The sequence below is a fragment of the Streptomyces sp. NPDC004134 genome (assembly GCF_042874195.1).
GTDB lineage: Bacteria > Actinomycetota > Actinomycetes > Streptomycetales > Streptomycetaceae > Streptomyces.
Genome location: NZ_JBIAMS010000027.1, coordinates 1 through 19,844, shown reverse-complemented (window position 1 = coordinate 19,844; position 19,844 = coordinate 1). Strand labels below are relative to the sequence as shown.

Sequence of the window (19,844 nt, the reverse complement as noted above, 5' to 3'; positions counted from 1 at the left end):
GGGCCCGGGGGCGGGGAGCCCGGAGGGGCCCCGGGGCGGCCCGAGGATGGCACGGTGCCGTACGCTGCACGGCCGCGGTGACGAGGTCGTGACGATGCAGTCACCTGTCTGGGCTCGACCCCCAAATCGGCCTTCGGTAACGTCAGGTGGGCAAGTACGGGGACGCCGCCCAGCGGCCTGCGCGCGCAGCGCGCGCATCAGGGGGGCCGCGGTCCGCGCCGCGGCTACCGGGAGGGCTCAGGACCAGCGATGGCACGCAGCAGTGCGAACAGGACTCCGGTACCGGTACGCATCCGGCGCAGGACCTTCGGCGACGTCGTCAGGGCGTTCTTCGCCTTCGTCGCGCTCGTCGTTCTCGTCGTCGGCGTGCCGGGCGCGCTCGCCTACTTCATCGGCTGGCCGCTGCCCGACTCCGCCCCCTCCGTGAGCATGCTCAACGAGGACGTCACCGCCGACGTCTTCCTGAAGGTCTTCGCGGTCGTCGTCTGGCTGGCCTGGGCGCAGTTCGCCGCCTGCGTGCTCGTCGAGGCCAAGGCCGCCGTCTCCGGGATGGGCATGCCGGGCCGGGTGCCGGGCTCCGGCGCCAGCCAGGCGCTCGCCCGCCAGCTCGTCGCCGCCGTGCTGCTGCTCACCGCCGGCGCCGCCAGCTTCGCGCCCGGGCTCTCCCAGCTCGGCCAGCAGCTCGACCAGCACAAGCCGCCGCCGGTCGCCGCCGCCCAGCAGACCCCCGGCCAGCAGGTCGACACCGCCAGGCCCGCCGTGGACGTCGAGACCCCGCGCGGCCAGGGCGCCGGCGGCGAGGTGCGGAAGGACACCCGCGAACAGGCAGAGCGGGACACGAAGTTCTACCGCATCCAGCCGCCCGAGGGCCGCCACCACGACTCGCTGTGGGAGATAGCGGAACGGCACCTCGGCGACGGCCGCCGCTACGGCGAGATCTACCAGCTCAACAAGGACCGCATCCAGCCCGACGGCTCCAAGCTCAGCCAGGCCAGCCTGATCCGCCCCGGCTGGATCATGGAGATGCCCGCGGACGCGCACGGCGGCGACCTGGTCGAGATGCCCGACGAGCGCAACGAGGTGTCGAAGTCCGAGGCCGAGCAGATCAACGAGTACGACAAGTCCAGCCCCACGCTCGACGAGCGCGGCTCGGGCGGCGACGACCGGCAGGCCACCTCCGGCCGCGGTGAGCGCCTGGTGCCCGACACCCCCGCCGTCGACCGCGACTCCGGCGACCGCGGCGGGGAGCAGTCGGTCCAGCAGATCCCGACCCGCGAGAGCGACGGCGGCGACGCCGGCGCCGACCGCGGCGACCAGGCGGCCCCCGAGGTGCAGAGCGACGGCGGCGGCATCGGCCTGCCCGAGGTGCTCATCGCCGCGCCGCTGCTCGCCGCGGGCGTGCTCGGCGCGCTGAGCCGGCGGCGCCGGCAGGCGCTGTGGCAGGCGGCGTTCCAGTCCGGCGGCGCGGGCCGTACGGGCGCGGAGCCCACCGGGCGCGCCGCGCTCGCCCGCGACGCGCTGCTCGTCGGCGCCGACCCCGGCGGCGTACGGTTCCTCGACCGCGCCCTGCGCGGGCTGTCCGCCTCGCTCACCGAGGCCGCCCGCCCGCTGCCCACGATCTACGCGGCCTGGCTGACCGACGCCGACATGTACCTGCAACTGGCGGGCGTGGCGGGCGAGCCGCCCGCCCCGTGGCGTACCGGGCAGGACCAGACGTTCTGGCGCATCGACCGCGCCGACATCGAGAGCTACCCGCAGCCCGACGAGGCCGACGACGCGGCGGCCCCGTACCCCGGACTCGCCAGCCTCGGCACCCGCGAGGAGGCCAGGCTGCTGCTCAACCTGGAGGCCGTCCCCGGCATCGCCGCCGTCAAGGGCGCGCCCGCCGACCGGCTCGCGGTGCTGTCGTCGATCGCCGCTGAGCTGGCCACGAACGGGTGGTCGGACCGGATGTCGGTGACCGTCGTCGGCTTCGGCGAGCGGCTGACGGAGCTGGCGCCGACGCGCGTGCGGTACCTGGAGGACGTGCCGGCGCTCATCGAGGTCATGGAGGCCGAGTCCGCGCAGCGCGCCAACGCGCTGGGCAACGCCGGCCACGACAGCGTGCTCACCGGCCGCGCCGGCCAGGCGGGCCGGACCCAGTGGGCGCCGCACCTCGTCATCGTCGCCACCGAGCCCACCGCCGCCGAGGCCGACCGGCTCGCGCACCTCGCGGGCGGCTCGTCGCGCCTGGGCATCGGCTACCTCGTCGGTACCGGCCAGGAGGAACTGGCCGGCGCGTCCTGGGAGTTCGAGATCACCCGCGACGGCCGGCTGCGCGCCCCGCTGCTGGGCCTGGAGCTGGCCGCGCAGCGGCTGCCGCAGGAGCAGCACGAGGCGCTGGTCGAGCTGTTCTCGCAGGTGGAGGTCGAGGGCGCGGCGACCAGCGGCACGGAAGGGCGCGGGATCTCGGTCACGCGCGCGGCGGGCGAGGTCGGCTTCACCGTGGACCTGTCGGAGCAGGGCCGGCCCGCGGTGTACGCGCGGCTGCTCGGCTCGTACGAGGTCATCGGCCTCACCGAGCCGGACGGCGAGCGCAGCCCGCTGCTGCGGGAGGCGCTGGCGCTGCTGCTGTTCCACCGCGAGGGCGTGCACCCGCAGGTGCTCGCGGCGGCGCTGTGGCCGCGCGGCGTGACCGACGACGTGCGCGACGCCTTCGTGGAGCGGCTGGTCACCTGGCTGGGCCGGGACCCCTCGGGCGCGGCGCGGCTCGCGCCGGACGCGGACGGGCGGCTGGCGCTGTCCACGTCGGTCGTCTCCGACTGGGACGTGCTGCGCACGCTGCACCTCGAAGCGACCGACCCCACGCGGCAGTCGAGCCCGCAGACGCGCGAGCGGCTGCTGAACGACGCGCTGGCGCTGGCCGCGGGCCCGCTGCTCGCGGACCGGCCGCAGGGGCGGTACGGCTGGCTGTCGAACGAGATCGTGGAGGCCCAACTGCCGCTGCTCGTCGCCGACGCGGGGCTGGCGCTGTCCGCGCTGCGCCGCGAGTCGGGGCAGGCGGACGGCGCGGTGGCGGCGGTGCAGGCGGCGCTGGTCGTCGCCCCGGCGGACGAGCGGCTGTGGAACGAACTCCTGCGCGCGGTCCACGCCACCGGCGAGACCGCCCGCCTGGAGGCCACCGCCTCCGACCTCCTGGACCGCTCGGCGGCCCTCCACGGCGCCCGCGGCCTGCCGCCCCGCACGGAAGCCCTGCTGGACGAACTCCTCCCGGCCTGGCGCACCCAGGCGGGCACCGCGGGGGCGGCGAGCTAGCGGGCCGGTGCGCCGGGCGGTGCGCCGCCGCACCGCGCAGAGACGTATGCGTTTCGCATACAGTTGCCGTATGGAATCGACTCTGGAAGAGGCCATCGGCGAGTGGCACGCGAGCGTGAACGACAAGGACCCGCGGCGGTCGGCGCGGGCGGTGGGCGATCCGGTGGTGGTCCTGGGGCCGAAGGGGGCGGGCCCCATCACGCCGGGGCAGTTCGCCGAGTGGGTCGAGAGTTCCGGGATCCGGCTGGTCCCGCGGTCGTGGCACCCGGTCAGCGAACGGCTCATGGTGGTCGAGGAGGACGCGACCTGGCCCGGGAGCACGGCTCCCACCCGCGTGGCGACCGTCTTCCGCGTGTCCGGGGGCAAGGTGACCGCCTCGCTGCGGCTGCCGGACCTCGGGCAGGCGCTCGAACTGGCCTACATCTGCCGCGAGATGGCGGCGTCCGAGTGACCGGGCAGGGTCCTGGCCAGGTGCTGTTCGGCTTCGTCCGGCACTGGTCGCGCCGGGCCACGGCGGGTGCCGGCGGCGAGGCCGGGCAGGGGCGGCTCGTGCATGTCACCGAGGCGGTCCACGCCCTCGCCGAGCGTGGGCTCCCCGCGACCGTCAACGCGGTCGCGGACGAGATCGGGATCGACCAGAGCGGCGCCTCACGCCTGATCAAGAGCGCGACCGCGGCCGGGTACCTGACCCTGCGGGCGTCCGGCGCCGACGGCCGGCGCCGCCAGGCGTGGCTCACCCCCGGTGGCCGGTCGATGCTGGAGAGCGCGCACCGCTGGCAGGAGGACGTCTTCGACCGGCTGACCGAGGGCTGGAGCGAGCAGCGGCGCCACGACTTCCGGAAGGCCATGACCGACCTGCTGGACCGGTCCTACGCGCTGGACGGCTGAACCCCCGGTCGCCGGTCCCCGGCCCTACGCGCTCCGGCGTGCGCCTACGCGCTCGCGGCCGCAGGCGTACGCCAGCGTGCTGATCAACTCCGCCACGTCCGGCAGGTACGCGTTCGACACCGTCGGCCGCCGGATCCACTGCACGGGACCGCTGGTCGCGAACCGCGTCGGCGGGGCCGCCGCCCAGTCGCCCTCGGCGCGTACCGCCAGGTCCAGGGCCGCCGACGAGGCGTAACCCAGCGCGTGCAGGCCGTCGATCACCTTCGGGGTGGCGCCCGGGAGGACGAAGAAGTACATCCGCCGGTCCGGCGTCGCCGCCACCGGGCCCAGTTCCGTGCGCACCCGTTCCAGCCGGGCCAGCGCCAGGCAGCCGGCGCTCTCCGCCACGTCCACCACGTCGAACGCCCGTCCGGTGGGCAGCAGTACGGCCGCCCGCGGGTGCTTCGACCACATGCGGCGCAGGGTGGTGGCGCTGGCCGTTGCGGCTGCCTTCCAGTCGCGCCGCGCGGGGTGCGCGCCCGGCGCGTGGCACGCCGTGTCGCCGCAGGAGCAGCGCGGTGCGCCGGCCCCCTCGCCGGTCTCCAGCCATGTGCCCGGCACCACGTCCCAGTGCCGGTCCTCCGCGTACTGCAGCGCTGCGGACAGCAGTTCTTCGCTCTGCTCGCGCGGGTTCTCTTGTCGGGGTACGTGCGTCGCCTCTGCTCCCAGGGTCTCCTTCACGAACGGCTCAACTCCAGCCGTGAGCAGGGGTTACGGGCCCTCGGAGGGTTCTCCCGAAGCAACGTTCCGGCAGCGGGGCGCACGGATGCGCGGGGAGGGAGCATGGCGTTTTCCGGTTATTTCGCGGGAAATGATCGTCCTGTCGGTTCTGCCAGGAACCGGCCGCGCACGGCCCCCTGAGGGAGGACTACCCATGGCCGCCAGGCCAATCGAGGCACGCACGCCGAACGTACGACTTCAGGTGGTGATCGAAGAGGCAGCCTGCTCCAACGCGGGGCTGGCCCGCCGCGTCAACATGTGCGGCCGCGAACACGGCCTCGACCTGCGCTACGACAAGACCTCCGTGGCCCGCTGGCTGCGCGGTCAGCGCCCCCGCGGCCAGGCGCCCGCGATGATCGCCGAGGCGCTGGGCCGCAAGCTCGGCCGCGCGGTCACCCTGGACGAGGTCGGCATGGCCGACTCCCGGCACTCGGGCACCGCCCTGGGGCTCATCTACGCCCCGACCGTCACCGCCGCCGTCGAGCAGGTCTGCGAGCTGTGGCGCGCCGACGTGGGCCGGCGCGAAGTGCTGACCCGCGCGACCCCGGTGGCCTCCGCGCTCGTCGAGCCCAGCCGCGACTGGCTGATCAGCGCGCCAGGACCGCCGCTGGCCCGTACCTCGGGCCGGGCCGTGACCCGTACCGACGTGACCGCCGTACGGGAGACCACCGCCACCCTCGCCACCCTCGACCGCCGGTACGGCAGCGGCCACTACCGGCCGGTGACGGTGCACTACCTCAACTCCGTCGTCTCCGGCCTGCTCGCCGGCCGCTACGACGACGCCACCGGCCGCGAACTCCTCGCCGCCGCCGCCCGGATGACCGAGCTGGCCGGCGGCATGGCCGCCGATACCGGCCTGCCCGGCGTCGCCCAGCGCTACTACGTCCAGGCCCTGCGCCTCGCCGACGCCGCGGGCGACCGCGCCTTCGGCGGCTACGTCCTGGCCGCCGGCATGAGCCGGCTGGCCGCGGCGCTGGGCAACCACAGGGAGGTGGTGCAGTTGGCCCGTACGGCACGCGAGGGCACCCGCGACCGCGTGCCGCCGCGCGCCGAGGCGCTGTTCAGCGCCGCCGAGGCGCGGGGCGCGGCGGGGCTGGGCGACGAGGCCGCGTTCCGGGAGGCGGCCGGACGGGCGCGGGCCGCGATGGAGCAGGCGGAGTCGGGCGGAACGCGCCCGCCGGGCGCGGCAGCCGGCGCCGGCGCGCCCACCGCGCCGGGTGCCGTGAGCACGGCCGCGGCGGCGGGCGCGACCAGTGCGGCGGCCGGCGTGCAGGATCCCGCGCGCGCCCCGGCGCGCGGGCGCGAACCCGCCTGGCTGGCCCGCTTCGGCCGCCCCGCCCTGGCCTACGAGCTGGCCTGCGCCCTGCTCGAACTCGGCCGCTACGAGGCCGCGCAGCGGCGCGCGGAGGAGGCGCTCGCCGGGCTGCCGGAGTCCTCCGCGCGGCTGCGCTGCCTGGCGCTCGTCGCGCTGGCCCGGGCGCAGAGCGGGCGGCGGGAGCCCGCGCAGGCGTGCCGCACGGGCGCGCGGGCGCTGCGGCTGCTCGACGGGCTGGCCTCCGGCCGGGCGGCGGCCGAACTGGCGCGGCTGGCGCGGAGCCTGGAGCCGTACGAGGCCGAGCCCGCGGTGCGGGAGTTCACCGCCCGGTGCCATGGGCTGGGCTCTTGGCTCACCGCGGCACCGAGCAGGTAGTGTCCGGACGGTCAGAGTCCGTACCCATGAGGAGTCCCGTTGACCCACGACGGACACGGCAGCGAGCCCCGGCGCGAGGAGCGCGCGGGAGCGGTGCCCCCCGCGTCGGACGGCGCCGGGCCGCCCCCGGGCGGCGAGCCGTGGTGGGCCCAGGACCCGTCCCCGGCCGCGGCAGCCGCCGAGACCGAGGACGAGTCGACGCAGCAGATACGTCACCTCGGCAACCGCCCGGAGCGCCCGCGGCCGCCGGCCGCCCCGCCGGCCGGCCAGCAGCCCTGGCCGCTCCCGGCCTCCCCGGGAGCGGCGGGCGTGCCGGGCGCCCCCGCGGGCCCCGGCGCCCTCGGCGGCCCGGAGGCCGCCGCCGCCACGGGCCACCCCGGTGCCGCGCCCCGGCCGCCGTACGGCGGGCCCCCGCACCAGCCGCCCGCGGGCCCGCCGCCGGGCGTCGCCGACGACGCGGCCGCGACCCAGCTCATACCGCCGATCGCCGCCGCATCGCAGCAGAGACCCGGGGACGACTCCGACGCCACCCAGCTCATCCCCTCGCTCCCGGGGCAGTTCGACGCCCCCCGGCCCGGCGGCTACGACCCGCAGGCCGCCGTCGAGCCGCCCGCGCACCCCGGCGCCCCGCCCGCGCAGCCCCCGGCCCAGCCGCCGTTCACGCCCCCGGGCCTCGACGAGGACTCCCCGCGCTCGCGCCGCCACGCGGCGCCGGTGCACACGCAGTTCGAGGGCCTGTTCCGCGAGGGCCCCGGCGGACCCGGCGCCCCCGGCGGCGACCCCGGCGCCACGCAGCGGCTCCCCCCGGTCCGCCCCGGCGGTGCCCCGGCGGGCGGCCACCAGCCCCCGTACGGCGCCCAGCAGCCCGCCGCCCATCCCGCGGGCCCGCCCCCCGGCCCGTACGGCAACGGCGGCGGCCCGGGCGGCGGCGGCCGCTACTACGACGGGGACGACGACCGCCGCGGCGGCATCCCCCGCTGGGCCGCCATCGCCATCGGCACCGCCGCCTGCGCTGCCGTCGGCATCACCGCCGGCTGGCTGCTCAGCAGCGGCGACGGCGGCGGCGACACCGCCAGCGGCGCCACCCCGAGCGCCAGCGCCGACCAGGACCCGGGCGGTGGCAAGGACGACGGGGGCAAGGACGACGGCGGCGAGAAGCCGGTCAAGGACGACCCCGCCAAGGCGCAGGCCGAGGAGCTGGACGCGCTGCTCGCCGAGAGCAACGACAGCCGCGACGCGGTGATCGGTTCGGTCGCGAACATCCGCGAGTGCAAGGCGCTCGGCAAGGCCGCCAAGGACCTGCGCGACGCGGCCGGCCAGCGCCGCGACCTCGTCACCCGGCTCTCGGACCTGAGCGTCGACGAGCTCCCGTCGCACGAGGACCTGACGCGCTCGCTCACCGACGCCTGGAACGCCAGCGCCTCCGCCGACGACCACTACGCCGCCTGGGCCGACGCCGCCAAGCGCGGCAAGGGCTGCGGCGGCGGCGGGAACCACCTGTCGGCGGGCAACAGCGCCAGCGGCGAGGCCACCACCGCCAAGGAGGAGGCGGCCGGGCTCTGGAACCCGATCGCGGACGAGTACGGCCTCACGCAGCGCCAGGCGACGCAACTGTGAGCCCCGCGAACGGCACCGGAAAGGCCGCCGGCGGTCCCGTCGGTGAAAGGGCTTCCCGCCGCGACCGCCGTTACTCCACCATGGTGCCCATGCCCATCAACGACATGCCGTGGTGGCGCTGGCGCGCCAATGTGCGCTCCGCGCTGCACATGCTCTCCGACCAGGATTTCCAGCGGGAGTACTGGGCGGCGGGGACGGCGGGGTACGGGGACGTCACCGACGCCGTCTACCGCCTCGTCGAGGACACCTGGCTGGACAACTGGTCGGCGGAGAAGTACGTCGGGACGATCTTCCGCGACTCGCGCGAGGCCGCGCTCGTCGACGTCGCCGTGCTGCGCGTGCTGCGGATCATGCACCAGGTCGGCGCCGACTCGCCGGTCACCGCGTACATGGAGAACCACGCGTGGCCGGAGGCCGTGCGCGCGGCGCGCGAGGCGCACGTGCGGCTCGCGGAGAACGACGGTGACGACCCGGACGCCCCGCCGCGCTCCCTCGAAGTGCTGGCGATCATGACGGGCGCCGCCTGACGGGTGTGGGATCGTAGGCCCATGAGCGAGTACGTACTGACGCTGTCCTGCCCGGACAAAAAGGGCATCGTGCATGCAGTCTCCAGTTATCTCTTCATGACGGACTGCAACATCGAGGACAGCCAGCAGTACGGCGACCCCACCACCGGCCTGTTCTTCATGCGGGTGCACTTCTCCGCCGAGCCGCAGGCGAACGTCGACAAGCTGCGGGCCAGCTTCGCCGCGGTGGCGGAGTCGTGGGCGATGGAGTGGCAGATCCACGAGCAGGGCACGAAGATGCGGGTGCTCCTCATGGTCAGCAAGTTCGGGCACTGCCTGAACGACCTGCTGTTCCGCGCCCGCATCGGCGCGCTGCCGGTGGAGATCGCGGCCGTGGTCTCGAACCACACCGACTTCGAGGAGCTGGTCGGCTCCTACGGCATCCCCTTCCACCACGTGCCGGTCACCAGGGACACCAAGGCGGAGGCGGAGCAGAAGCTGCTGGAGCTGGTCCGGGCCGAGGACGTCGAGCTGGTGGTGCTCGCGCGCTACATGCAGGTGATCTCCGACGACCTCTGCAAGCAGTTGGAGGGGCGGATCATCAACATCCACCACTCCTTCCTGCCGAGCTTCAAGGGCGCGAAGCCGTACCACCAGGCGCACGCGCGCGGGGTCAAGCTGATCGGCGCCACCGCGCACTACGTGACGGCGGACCTGGACGAGGGCCCGATCATCGAGCAGGAGGTCGAGCGGGTCGGGCACGAGGTGACGCCGGAGCAGTTGGTGGCGGTCGGCCGGGACGTGGAGTGCCAGGCGCTGGCGCGGGCAGTGAAGTGGCACAGCGAGCACCGGGTGCTGCTGAACGGCACGCGCACGGTGGTCTTCGCGTAGCTCCTGCGCGCTCGCGCGGTACGGTCCGCGCTCCCGTACGCCGCTGCTGGCGCCGTATGCCGCTGCGGGCGCCGTACGCGCCCGCAGCCGCCCCGGGCGCCCGCGACAGCCCCGCGCGCCTCCGCCGCCCCGGCAGGCCCTGCCCCGCCCCGCGGCCCCTACAGCCGCGACAGCGACGCCGTCGCGTAGAGGAAGTCCTCCACCGCCTCGCGCTCCCCGTCGCGCCCCACCGCCGCCTCCGCCGGCGACACGTGCCCCGCCGCCAGCCGGCAGAACTCCAGGCCCTCCAGCGCCACATGGGCCACCGCCCGCTCGGGGCCCGCGACCGCCGCCGGCGAGTCCAGCGGGAGGTACCAGTTCCCGCCGCCCTTGCCCTCGATCTCCAGGTGCAGCGTGCGCCCCGGCGTCCCCGCGGCCACCAGCGTCCGCGGCGGCGCCGCGCGCCCCGAGCGGCGCCGGTCGGCCAGGGTCTGCGGCAGCAGCCGCGCCGCCAGGTCGATCATGCGGTGCATGTGCTCGGGCGTCGGGGGCACGTACGGGTAGTCCACGGCCTCCGCGATGTCCCAGGCGTGCATCCAGCACTCGAAGGCCCGGTCCAGGAAGGCGTCGCGCAGCGGCAGCGAGGCCCCGCCGCCGTACGGCACCTGCACGTCGGCGACGCCGCTGCCGGCGAACCCCGCGGTCCGTATCAGCTTGTACGTCTGGTCCCGCCACTCCCCGCGCATCTTGCTCGCGTGCTTGCGCCGGAACTCCCGGGCGAGCGACTGCTGTTCCGCGTACGACGAGCCGGCCACCCGCCACAGCGCCTCGGTGCGCTCGGCGGGGGAGGCGACCGTGCGCGGGTGGGTCCCGGCGGCGGGCGCGTCCGCGGCCAGCGGGTCGGGGAGGCCGAGCGCGAGCGCCAGCAGCCCGTCCACGGCCAGGAGATGGCCGATGACACCGGCCACCGACGTCTCGCGGACCGCGGGCCGGTCGCCGTCGTACCAGGCGAGCTGGACCGGAGCGCCCCAGTCCGCCTCGTTCATGTCGGCCAGCAGCGCGTCGAGCCGGGCCGCCTCGGCGTCGTACGGCACGGACCAGGCCGGCATCGGGATCCCCGGCATCCGCCGCGTCAGGCACAGCTCCAGCACCCGGCTGCGCAGCGAGGGGTCCATGTCGAGGTTGTCGTGCGGGTGCAGGAGGCGTACGGCATCGCGCAGCCGGAGCGCTTCGTCCGCGCAGGGCGCGCAGTCGGTCAAGTGCGCCTCTACGGCGGCGGTCTCCTCGGGTGCGCAGGCCGCCAGCGCCCACGCGCCGAGCAGGGACTTCAGCCGGCCGTGGTCGTAGGGGCCCATGATCATGAAGGCCGCCCGGCCTCGGTGTGCGCGGTGGCGAGCATCTGCAGCCCGAGGCGCAGTCGGCGGCGCGCCTCGTCGGGCGACACGCCGAGTTCCTCGGCCGTCTGGCGGTAGTCGCGGCGCTTGAAGTACGCCAGTTCCAGCGCGGCGCGCTGCGGTTCCGGCATGGACGTGACGATGTAGTCGGCGCGGGCGGCCGCGGAGACGGCGCGGATGCGCTCCTCGCTGTCCTCGATCTCCCCGGCCGCACCCGCCTGGATCACCGCCCAGCGCAGCCGCCGCACGGCGTGCTTGTGCGCAAGGCCCGCCAGGAAGGAGCGCAGTTGGCCGCGCTTCGGGTCGTACGCGTCGGGGTGCTGCCAGACGTACGAGAACACCTCGGCCAGCACGCCGTTCGCCTCCTCCTCGTTCTCCAGCACGCGCTGCGCGAGGCCGTAGACGAGGGGCGCGAAGCGGTCGTACAGCTCGCTCAGCGCCGCGGCCTCGCCGCGCGCGAGCCGCTGCTGCATCTTGCGGTTCCAGCGCGGCGGGACGGCGCCCTGTCCGGTGCCGTGCGGTCCGGTGCCGTGCGCCATGCGCCCCCCATCCGTCGCCCGCCCCCTGGTTACCGGTGCCAACGAATGTAGCGCCGGAGAGTGGGGGCGTACGCCCCAGGAGCGTTATCTGTACCGCATGACGCGCAACAGAAGGCAACGAATTGCCAACGGTTATCCGGTGCTGACCGGAATGCGGGGGACGTCTGGGGCGATTGCGCATAGGGTCGGTGTTTCATCTTGTGTGCTGTGGGCACAGCAGGTGACACGTGCAACACAGCGGATTGCGGCTGAGCGAATCGGGCAGGCGAGCGGGCACGACAGACTGACGGGCGAGGGAAGGACAGCGACCGGGTGTCTTTGCTGCAGGTGACCACCGACAACCGAGGCGACTGGTACGTCCTGTGGGTCTGCGGTGAGCTGGACCTGGTCACCTCGCCCCGCGTGCGGCAGCACGTGCACGACGCCGTCGCCGAGGGCCGCCGCCGCCTCGTCCTCGACCTCTCCGCGGTCCGCTTCTGCGACTCCAGCGGCGTCGGCGTGCTCATCGCCGCGCGCCGGCTGCTGAGTTCCTGCGGGGGCGAGTTCCGCCTGATCCTGCCGGCGGACGGCGGGGTGGGCGCGGCGGGCGCGTCCGGGGGCGTCTCGGGGACCACGGTGTCCGGCGGGGCGCATGTGAACCGGGTGTTCGCGGCGCTGGGCGTACGGCGGCTGTTCGCGGTGTACGCGGACGTGGACGACGCGACGAGCGGCACGGCGGAGCCGCTGTCGGCGTAGCCGGGGGAGCGGGGCGTACGCGCCGCTGAAGGCCCGTACCGCCGGCTGCCCATCGCCACCCGTCACCCGTATCCCCTCACGCCTCCTCGAAGTCGGCCTCCTCCGCGGGCTCGTCGCGCGCCTGGAGCCCGGCGACCCACAGCGGCATCAGCCACACCACCGCCACCGCGTACACCAGCACCCACACCGCCGGCACCCCCGGCAGCCCGTCCGCGCCCACCGCCCCGGCGAGCACGAACACCGCCGCCGCCACGGCCAGCAGCGCCGTCGCCGCCCGGTGCGCCACGGCTCCGGCGCGGTCGCGGTCGGCGAGCTGCCGCTCGTCGAGCATCCGCGTACGCAGCTCAAGCAGGCCGCGCGTGCCGCCGTTCAGGACGCCGGTGGCGACCATCCACAGGATCAGCAGGACCACCAACGGCGCGATGAGCCAGGCGTCGTCGAGGGCGTAGAGCAGGGTGACGCACGTCAGGGTCGCGCCCGTGAGCGCCACGTGCGCCCCCACGGCGGCGCGGCGCCGTCCGGGGGTGGCGAACACCGGGCGACCGGCGGGGTCGTTCATGACCCGGAACATGGTGCGGTCGTAGGTCGTGGCCTGCTTCGCGCCCCCGCGGGGGCGCTCGGTCGTGGGCTGGTTCATCGTGCTCCCCTGTCTGCGCTGCCGTGCTCGTGGTCGTCCCTGCCGTGGTTCCGGTCGTGGTTCCCGTCGTGGTTCCTGCTGTGGTTCCCCTGTGTCCTGTCCGCCCCGTACAGCTCGTCGCTGAGCGGGCGGAACGGCCGGAGGGCGAACAGCACTTCCACCGGCAGTTCGAAGTACTCCGCTATGCGCAGAGCGAGGTCGAGGCTCGGGTTGTACTGCCCGCGCTCGATGTGCCCGATCGTCTGGTAGTGCGCACCCACCGCGTCGGCCAACTGCTTCCGCGACACGCTCCGCTCCGCGCGGATCACCGCCAGTCTGTTGTGGACCTGCTCGCTCATGTATAAGAAGTTATACATCGAGGGTCGCCGGCGCAAGAGCGGGGATCCAGCGATTCGACTACGGAGAGTGCCGAAACTGGGCAGAGCCCCAACACGCTTGGGGGAACTCTGCCGTTACGCAACGAAGTCGGCCCCGACTCCACTACCCTTCATCGGGTGCGAGTTGTCATGCGGCGACACGGACCCGCGGCCCGCGAATCGGTGGCCGGGGCGCTGCGGAATTGCCGGACTCGTGCAAGGTCACAGCAGCATGAGTGGTCGACGCCTGACCGGCGTTCGACCGTCGGGCGCGAGCGTCGCACAGTATGCCGCACGCGCACTCTTTCGCGCTGGGATATGCCCGAAGCGCTTGTTGTCGTGACGCTACGTCAATCATCCTGGACGGCAGAGAGATCACGCAGCGTGATCCCGAGGATGGTGTGAGCGGTGCAGACCCTGCAGGTACAGCTCAAGGTGTGGCCCGACCCCGTCGAGGTCGGCCGGGCCAGGCGGTGGACGCGGGCGCGGCTGGCGTGGACCGGGGTGACGGCCGACGAGCCGTACGCCGAGTCGCTGGTGATGCTCGTCTCCGAGCTGGTCACCAACGCCGTCGTCCACACCGACCGCCCCGCCGAGCTGCGCCTCGCCCTCCCCGCGTCTGCCGCGGACTGCGGCCCGTACCGGGTGGAGGTCGTCGACACCTGCGCCGCCCCGCCGCGGCAGCGGCGGGCGCAGGAGTACGAGACGCACGGCCGGGGGCTGGAGCTGGTCGACGCCATCGCCGACCGCTGGGGGTGGCAGGCGGAAGGATTCGGCAAGGTCATTTGGTGCGAGATCGACCGCGCCTGCGCCTTCGCCCCGCCGCCGGGGGAGCGCGCGGACGGCGCGGACGGCGCGCTCTTCGCGGGCGCACACGAACACGCACGCGCCGGCACGAACAGCACGTGACACCTCCGGTGCGGAACAGGTGTTGACGAGTCGTACGGGCCTGATCACCCTGGTGGGCAGCGATTCGTCGTGAGGGGACGCCGAGGGTTGCCGGCCGGTCGGACGCCCTTGGCGAAGGCGGGTCGCGCATCCGGCGTAAGTCCCCATCCGCCGATGCCGGGTGGCGGTTCGCCGTGCAGGGCTCGGGGTTGCACGGGCGCGCCGCCACTCGACCTCTCTCGCGCGGGTGGCGCGATTCTTGCGAATGATGGCGATACGGCTCTCGTCCCCGGCCCGTAGCGGCGCGAAGCTCGAAGCATGAACATCCTCTGGCTCTTCGCCCACCCCGAACACCGCTCCCTCAACGCCGCGCTCCGCGACGACGGCATCCGCGCGCTGCGCGCCGCGGGGCACGAGGTCCGACAGAGCGATCTGTACGCCATGGGCTTCAAGGCGGTCCTGGACCCGGACGACTACGCGGGGGACGGGGCCGGGCGCTTCCTGGTGGGCGACGCCCAGGAGGACGCCTGGCGCGGGGGGACGGTGAGCCCCGACATCGCGGCCGAGCACGAGAAGCTGGCGTGGGCGGACGCGCTGGTCGTGCACTTCCCGCTGTGGTGGTTCGGGCCGCCGGCGATCCTGAAGGGGTGGTTCGACCGGGTGCTGGTGCAGGGGCTGGCGTCGAAGGTGAAGGACGCGGAGGGCGGGACGCGGCGGTACGGGGACGGGGGGCTCGCGGGGCGGCGCGCGCTGGTGGTCACGTCGGTCGGCGCGCGGGAGGCGAGCTTCGGCCCGCGGGGCATCCACGGGCACATCGACGAGGTGCTGTGGCCGCTGCACCACGGGACGTTCTTCTACACGGGGATGGCACCGCTGCCGCCGTTCGTCGTCTACGGCGCGGACCGCCTGACGAGGGAGGCGTACCCGCGGGTGGCGTCGGAGCTGGCGGACCGGCTGCGGGACCTGTGGACGACGGCGCCGCTGCCCTACCGCCCGGAGCGGGGAGGGGACTACGACGAGGAGCTGACGCTGAGCCCGGAACAGGCGCCAGGCGAACGGGGCTTGACCATCCACACCAGCCGCCCGCCCAACCCCCAGGCAACTCCCCCCACTTCCCCGCACACCCACCCCAGGGTAGGCCGCCCCGCTGACAGCCCCGCGGCCCCGCCGCGGGCGGCCGGTGCCCCGGCCGGCGTCCCCGCCTCAGGCGGCACTCCCGCCTCAGGCGACCGCGCCGTCCGACTCCGCGCGGAAGGTGCGGCGGTACGCGCTCGGTGAGACGCCCAGCGCCGTCTGCATGTGCTGGCGCAGCGACGCCGCCGTGCCGAAGCCCGCGTCCGTCGCGATCCGGTCCACCTGCAGGTCCGTGTCCTCCAGCAACTGCCGCGCCCGCTCCACCCGCTGGACCGTCAGCCACTGCCCCGGGCTCATCCCCACCTCGTCCCGGAACCGCCGCGTGAAGGTCCGCACCGACATCGACTCGCACGCCGCCAAGTCCCGCAGCGCCAGCGGCTCGTGCAGCCGCCCCAGCGCCCACGCCCGCGCCTTCGCCGTCGTCGACACCGCCGGCTCCGGCACCGGCCGCCGCACGAACTGCGCCTGCCCGCCGTCCCGGTGCGGCGGCACGACCGTGCGCCGCGCCACGTCGTTGGCCACGGCGGAGCCGTGGTCGTGCCGGATCATGTGCAGGCACAGGTCGACCCCGGAGGCCACCCCCGCGGACGTCAGCACGTCGCCGTCGTCCACGTACAGCACGTCGGGGTCGAACCGCACCTTCGGGAACAGCGCCCGGAACCGGTCCCCCGACGCCCAGTGCGTCGTCGCCGGCCGCCCGTCGAGCAGCCCGGCGGAGGCGAGCACGAACGCCCCGGTGCAGATCGACGCCAGCCGCGTCCCCGGCCGCACGTACGCCAGCGCACCCGCAAGCTCCGCCGGCAGCCGCCCGCGCGTGTACGCCTCGTCCGCCTCGTGCGACGCGGGCACGATCACGGTACGGGCCTGGGCCAGCGCCTCCGCCCCGTACCGCACGTTGATCGTCACGTCCGCGTCCGTACGCACCTCACCCGGCGCGACCGTGCAGGTCACGACCTCGTACAACGGATCCCCGGCCGCACTCCTGGCCCGCCCGAAGAGCCGGTGCACGATCCCCAGCTCGATCGGCAGCATCCCGTGCCGTACGAAGACCGCGACGGGATGCCGCTCCGGATGCCGGAACACGGCCACCGAGGCCGCGCCCTGCCCGGCGGCCGACCGCTGCACGAAACTCATGGCCCAATCCTCACACACCTCGCCCCCCGGGCCACAAGCTCCGGGGGGCGAGGTGTGTGAGGTGCCGAGGTGCCTAGGTGCGGGGTGCCGGGGTGCGGGGTGCCGGTCAGCCGAGGGTGTTCAGCATCGCCTCTTCGACGTGGTCGGCCGCGTTGCGGTGGCCGAGGGCGTTGGGATGCACGAAGGAGAGCTGGTCGGGAAGGGTCACGAAGCCTTCGACCCACTTGGTGTCATCACAGACGCTGTGGTGCTGGGAGGAGGGGTACAGGTCGACGAAGCCGGCGGCCTCCTGTGTGCCAGTCGACTTCTCGATGGCCTTGTTGAGGGGTTCCAGGACGTCCTGGCGCAGCCATGCCAGGTCACCTTGGGTGATCGTGCCGAACTGCGTCAGGTCGCCGAAGCCGCACTTGGAGGTGTCCTCGGGGACGATGGTGGGGTAGCCGACCGCCAGGATCTTCGCGTGCGGGGCGCGCTCGTGCAGCACGGTGAGCATCCGGTCGTACTCCTGGCTCACCTTGTCCAGCCGGGCCGTGATGCCGGCGCCGAAGGCGTCCTTGCACGGGGTGCCCGCACCCTCGCTCTCGCCGCCCAGTTGCGGGCACTTGGCGAGGATGTCGGCGAAGCCGAGGGTGTTTCCGCCCACGCCGACGGTGATGACGTCGGTGCCGGGGCCCACCGCCTCGGACTGCGGGGGGACCGCGGGGAAGGGGTAGTCGGGGTCATCGGAGAAGGGCGGCAGGTGGCGGCCGATCGGATGCTGGGGCGTGTCCGTCACGTTCTCGACGGTGGCTGCGCCGCAACTGACGTTGGTCAGCTCGAAGAGACCGCCGAGGTCGCGGTCGACGACCTGGGGGTAGGACCGGTCGGTGCGCTCGCAGCCGTCGCGCGGGACCTCGAAGGTGTCGCCCGCGGCGCGGATCACTCCGGCGGTGTACGAGTCACCCAGGGCGATCCACTGCTGCTCCTCGGCCGCGGCGGCGGGTTGGCCGCCGGCGAACTGCGCGGGGACGACCGCGCCTGCGGCGAGGGCCGCGGCCGAGCCGAGCAGGGCCAGACGAGTGCGAAAACGGGCCACGAATCCTCCAGGGATACGTCGTTGATGTCGTTCTGACCCTACGAAGATCGCTACTGAATGCACTAGATCCAATACGGACAGTGACAAGTAGCCTGTGGGGGTTACGTCTTTGTGGGTGAGGGGCCTCGGTGTGTCGACCGGATGGCGCCGGTTGATGACCGCCCTGGCGCGGCACTTGGGCAGCGGGGGGCGTGATCTGATCGTCTGGAGGCTCGCGGCCGGACACGTGTCCCGTGGGCGGCTGTCTGGTTCTCGATCCCCCGTGGCCTTGGCCCGATCCTTGCATACCTTGGCCCTCGGGCCACTCGTTCGTGCGTTCTCCCCGGGCCATCCTCGACAGGTGACGCAGCCATCGACGCCCTCCGCACGAACCGAGCCCCAGACCGAGACGGGGACCGAGACCGAGATCCAGACCGAGGCCGGGACCGAGGCCGGGAACGAGCCCGGTGCGCCCGCGCCGCTGAAGCGCCCCGCCACATGGCGTGTGCACCGTGCCTGGTTCGTCGCCGCGGTCACCTTCGTGACGGTCGTGGCCGCCGCCTCCTTCGTCGCCCTCCCCGGGCTGCTCATCGGCCCCCTGCACGACGAGTTCGGCTGGTCCCGCGGCACCATCGGCCTCGCGGCCTCCGTCAACCTGACCTTGTACGGCGTCACCGCCCCCTTCGCCGCCGCCCTCATGGACCGCTTCGGCATACGCCGCGTGGTGGCGGTCGCCCTCCTGATGATCGCCACGGGCGCCCTGCTCAGCCACTGGATGACCGCGAGCTGGCAACTGATCCTCTACTGGGGCCTCCTCATCGGCCTCGGCACCGGCTCCATGGCCCTCGCCTTCTCCGCCACCGTCACCAACCGCTGGTTCGTCAAGCACAAGGGCCTCGTCACCGGCCTCCTCACCGCCGCCACCGCCTCCGGACAACTCGTCTTCCTCCCCCTGCTGTCCTGGGTCGTGGAAACCCACGGCTGGCGGCCGGCCACCGTCACCGTCGCCCTCGTCTCCGCCGCCGCCATCCCCTTCGTCTGGCTCCTGCTCCGCGACCACCCCGCCGACGTCGGCCTCGCCCCCTACGGCTCCGACGAGTTCGTCCCCAAGCCCCCGCCCCAGCGCGGCGCGGCGGGCCGGGCACTGCGCGTCCTGCGCGACGCCTCCCGCAGCGGTACGTTCTGGCTCCTCTGCGGCGCGTTCGCCATCTGCGGCGCGTCCACCAACGGCATCATCCGCACCCACTTCGTGCCCTCCGCCCACGACCACGGCATGGCCATGACCGCCGCCGCCTCGCTTCTCGCGCTCGTCGGCATCTTCGACATCATCGGCACCATCGCCAGCGGCTGGCTCACCGACCGCTACGACGCCCGCCGCCTGCTCGCCGTCTACTACGGCCTCCGCGGCCTCAGCCTCATGTTCCTGCCGCTGCTCCTCGGCCCCTCGATCCACCCGCCGATGATCTTCTTCATCGTCTTCTACGGCCTCGACTGGGTCGCCACCGTCCCGCCCACCCTCGCGCTCTGCCGCGAGCACTTCGGCGACGACAGCGCCATCGTCTTCGGCTGGGTCCTCGCCTCCCACCAGATCGGCGCCGCCCTCGTCGCCTGGCTCGGCGGCGTGGCACGCGACGTCACCGGCTCGTACGACATGGTGTGGCTGGCGTCGGGCGGGCTGTGCGCGCTGGCGGCGATGATGTCGCTGGTCCTGAGGCAAGGACGCGAGGACGCGCCGGTACGGGCCGCGGCGTAGGAAGCGGTGGCGTAGGAAGCGGTGGCGGAGGAGCGCCGACGTAGGAGCTGCGGTGTAGGAGCTGCCGGGCCGTTGGCCGGTGACTGACTGCTCGTGATCGGGCCGTTGGCCGGTGACTGCCCGCTCGTCGGCCTGCTTGTGCGCTCAAGTCCGCCGATGCGACTGGCTGCCCGCTCGTGCCCTCACGCCCGTCGAAGCGACTGGCTGCTCGTGATCGGCCCACTCGTGCCCTCACGCCCGCCCAAGGGTATGCGCCTGGTCTGACAACGCGGGGGGCAGCAGGACGCTGAGCTGGTACGTCGTGTCTGTGCGGACCGGGTACGGGGGTACGGCGTCGGGGTGGCGACGCTCCGTCAGGGGAGCCGGCGTACGGGGGTGGCGGCGAAGGGAGAAGGGCGTCGCAGGGGCTCCCACCGGGCCACCCGTCTCTTGAGTGTGCGGGCCTGCGTCCGGTGTCAAGGGCGCTCCTCTCCGCTTCGCTGCGAGGAGCGTCGCTTCGCGATGGGGCTTCGCCCCACCCTTGACACCGGACTCCGGCCCGAAAGACCGGCGGCTATGGGTGGCCCGGAGGGAGCGGCGCCCCTTGAAGCGGCGTA

At 74.2% G+C, this 19,844-nt stretch carries 17 protein-coding genes and 1 pseudogene; 11 read left to right on the top strand and 7 right to left on the bottom strand.

Annotation, left to right across the window (positions count from 1 at the left end; translation table 11 throughout):
* Positions 1-249: 249 nt before the first annotated feature.
* The 3 genes from ACFYVJ_RS28030 (at position 250) to ACFYVJ_RS28020 (ending at position 4,182) form a co-directional block, all read left to right on the top strand.
* On the top strand, positions 250-3,294 hold the full coding sequence (locus ACFYVJ_RS28030) for a BTAD domain-containing putative transcriptional regulator (protein ID WP_388897013.1): 3,045 nt from the start codon (positions 250-252) through the stop codon (positions 3,292-3,294).
* Between the two features lie 70 nt (positions 3,295-3,364).
* Positions 3,365-3,745 carry a hypothetical protein gene (locus ACFYVJ_RS28025; protein WP_388897010.1) on the top strand — a complete coding sequence of 127 codons (381 nt, stop codon included), beginning with the start codon at positions 3,365-3,367 and terminating at the stop codon, positions 3,743-3,745.
* Complete coding sequence (locus ACFYVJ_RS28020) at positions 3,742-4,182, top strand: MarR family winged helix-turn-helix transcriptional regulator (protein ID WP_388897007.1); 441 nt, start codon at positions 3,742-3,744, stop codon at positions 4,180-4,182. The genes ACFYVJ_RS28025 and ACFYVJ_RS28020 overlap by 4 nt, the downstream gene beginning before the upstream one ends.
* A gap of 24 nt (positions 4,183-4,206) precedes the next feature.
* Here the strand turns inward: ACFYVJ_RS28020 and ACFYVJ_RS28015 are convergent, their stop codons facing one another.
* Positions 4,207-4,902: a bifunctional DNA primase/polymerase gene (locus tag ACFYVJ_RS28015; RefSeq protein ID WP_388897005.1), complete on the bottom strand. Its 696-nt coding sequence runs from the start codon at positions 4,900-4,902 to the stop codon at positions 4,207-4,209.
* 193 nt (positions 4,903-5,095) lie between these two features.
* On the opposite strand from ACFYVJ_RS28015, the gene ACFYVJ_RS28010 reads away from it, so the two are divergent.
* From ACFYVJ_RS28010 to purU, 4 genes are all read left to right on the top strand, one after another.
* Positions 5,096-6,631, top strand: a complete 1,536-nt coding sequence (locus tag ACFYVJ_RS28010; RefSeq protein WP_388897002.1) for a transcriptional regulator — start codon at positions 5,096-5,098, stop codon at positions 6,629-6,631.
* Positions 6,632-6,670: 39 nt separating this feature from the next.
* Positions 6,671-8,248: a hypothetical protein gene (locus ACFYVJ_RS28005; RefSeq protein WP_388896999.1), complete on the top strand. Its 1,578-nt coding sequence runs from the start codon at positions 6,671-6,673 to the stop codon at positions 8,246-8,248.
* A gap of 89 nt (positions 8,249-8,337) precedes the next feature.
* Entirely contained in the window at positions 8,338-8,775 is a 438-nt protein-coding gene (locus ACFYVJ_RS28000; RefSeq protein ID WP_018839458.1) for a hypothetical protein, read from the top strand.
* A 21-nt stretch (positions 8,776-8,796) separates the two neighbouring features.
* Positions 8,797-9,645: a formyltetrahydrofolate deformylase gene (purU, locus tag ACFYVJ_RS27995; protein ID WP_388896996.1), complete on the top strand. Its 849-nt coding sequence runs from the start codon at positions 8,797-8,799 to the stop codon at positions 9,643-9,645.
* A gap of 158 nt (positions 9,646-9,803) precedes the next feature.
* On the opposite strand, the gene ACFYVJ_RS27990 is transcribed toward purU, so the two are convergent.
* Both ACFYVJ_RS27990 and ACFYVJ_RS27985 read right to left on the bottom strand, forming a co-directional pair.
* Positions 9,804-10,985 (bottom strand): zf-HC2 domain-containing protein, encoded by a 1,182-nt coding sequence (locus tag ACFYVJ_RS27990; protein ID WP_388896993.1) that lies wholly within the window; start codon positions 10,983-10,985, stop codon positions 9,804-9,806.
* Positions 10,982-11,557, bottom strand: a complete 576-nt coding sequence (locus ACFYVJ_RS27985; protein WP_125935429.1) for a sigma-70 family RNA polymerase sigma factor — start codon at positions 11,555-11,557, stop codon at positions 10,982-10,984. The genes ACFYVJ_RS27990 and ACFYVJ_RS27985 overlap by 4 nt, the downstream gene beginning before the upstream one ends.
* Before the next feature lie 318 nt (positions 11,558-11,875).
* Here ACFYVJ_RS27985 and ACFYVJ_RS27980 point away from each other — a divergent pair, with 318 nt between their 5' ends.
* Complete coding sequence (locus ACFYVJ_RS27980; protein WP_388897231.1) at positions 11,876-12,292, top strand: STAS domain-containing protein; 417 nt, start codon at positions 11,876-11,878, stop codon at positions 12,290-12,292.
* Between the two features lie 76 nt (positions 12,293-12,368).
* Here ACFYVJ_RS27980 and ACFYVJ_RS27975 read toward each other — a convergent pair whose 3' ends face one another.
* Together ACFYVJ_RS27975 and ACFYVJ_RS27970 are read right to left on the bottom strand one after the other, a co-directional pair.
* Entirely contained in the window at positions 12,369-12,929 is a 561-nt protein-coding gene (locus tag ACFYVJ_RS27975; RefSeq protein ID WP_388896989.1) for a hypothetical protein, read from the bottom strand.
* Complete coding sequence (locus ACFYVJ_RS27970; protein WP_388896986.1) at positions 12,926-13,267, bottom strand: helix-turn-helix transcriptional regulator; 342 nt, start codon at positions 13,265-13,267, stop codon at positions 12,926-12,928. The genes ACFYVJ_RS27975 and ACFYVJ_RS27970 overlap by 4 nt, the downstream gene beginning before the upstream one ends.
* Before the next feature lie 426 nt (positions 13,268-13,693).
* Between ACFYVJ_RS27970 and ACFYVJ_RS27965 the strand changes: the two genes are divergently transcribed.
* Both ACFYVJ_RS27965 and ACFYVJ_RS27960 read left to right on the top strand, forming a co-directional pair.
* Positions 13,694-14,194, top strand: a complete 501-nt coding sequence (locus tag ACFYVJ_RS27965; RefSeq protein WP_101423985.1) for an ATP-binding protein — start codon at positions 13,694-13,696, stop codon at positions 14,192-14,194.
* A 297-nt stretch (positions 14,195-14,491) separates the two neighbouring features.
* Positions 14,492-15,268 (top strand): annotated as a pseudogene (locus ACFYVJ_RS27960) (NAD(P)H-dependent oxidoreductase); the annotation flags it as partial.
* 126 nt (positions 15,269-15,394) lie between these two features.
* Here the strand turns inward: ACFYVJ_RS27960 and ACFYVJ_RS27955 are convergent.
* Together ACFYVJ_RS27955 and ACFYVJ_RS27950 are read right to left on the bottom strand one after the other, a co-directional pair.
* Positions 15,395-16,441 (bottom strand): GlxA family transcriptional regulator, encoded by a 1,047-nt coding sequence (locus ACFYVJ_RS27955; protein WP_388896982.1) that lies wholly within the window; start codon positions 16,439-16,441, stop codon positions 15,395-15,397.
* 106 nt (positions 16,442-16,547) lie between these two features.
* On the bottom strand, positions 16,548-17,516 hold the full coding sequence (locus ACFYVJ_RS27950; RefSeq protein WP_388896979.1) for an SGNH/GDSL hydrolase family protein: 969 nt from the start codon (positions 17,514-17,516) through the stop codon (positions 16,548-16,550).
* Between the two features lie 460 nt (positions 17,517-17,976).
* Here ACFYVJ_RS27950 and ACFYVJ_RS27945 point away from each other — a divergent pair, with 460 nt between their 5' ends.
* Positions 17,977-19,248: an MFS transporter gene (locus ACFYVJ_RS27945; protein ID WP_388897228.1), complete on the top strand. Its 1,272-nt coding sequence runs from the start codon at positions 17,977-17,979 to the stop codon at positions 19,246-19,248.
* Positions 19,249-19,844 lie beyond the last annotated feature (596 nt).